This window comes from Vibrio sp. 811 (assembly GCF_033339195.1).
The window spans coordinates 1-653 of record NZ_JAWOUB010000498.1; the positions used below are offsets into that span (position 1 = coordinate 1).

Annotated in this window: 1 protein-coding gene; it reads left to right on the forward strand. The window is 47.6% G+C overall.

The genetic code is table 11. The features are described 5' to 3' along the window. Positions 1 to 653: sigma-54 dependent transcriptional regulator (locus R7Q46_RS27710; protein WP_318078359.1), on the forward strand; the 653-nt coding region annotated here is incomplete at both ends.

Sequence of the window (653 nt, forward strand, 5' to 3'; positions counted from 1 at the left end):
AAGCCGGGTCATGCAGCAATTGCGTGAACAAGTTGCAAAGCTAGCGCGTATTGATACTAACGTCATTATTTATGGTGAAACGGGCTGTGGTAAAGAGCTGGTGGCTACCAGTCTGCATAAAGAAAGCCAACGAAAATTACATCGTTTTGTGCCAATAAATTGTGGCGCGATTCCCGAAAATCTGTTCGAAAGTGAGCTGTTTGGTCACGAGCCCGGCGCTTTTACCGGAGCAAGTAAACGACGGATTGGCAAACTCGAATACGCCGACAAAGGCACGCTGTTTTTTGATGAAATCGAGAGTATGCCGCTTTCAATGCAAGTGAAAGTGCTGCGCTCATTGCAAGAACATACTGTCGAGCGAGTTGGTGGTAACCAGCAGATCAATGTGGATTTGCGAGTGATCGCTGCCGCGAAAGAAGATCTCAACGATCATGAAGAGTTCCGCGAAGATTTGTATTACCGACTTAATGTTGCACAGATCTACTTACCGCCGCTTAGGGAGCGAGAAGAAGACGCGTTGATTCTGTTTGAGCACTTTGCGTTGCAAACAAATCCAGACAGTCGACCGTTGAGTGATGCCGACAGAAATGCCGTGCTTTCTTACGCTTGGCCAGGAAATGTGCGCGAATTACGTAACGTCGCAATGCAGATCG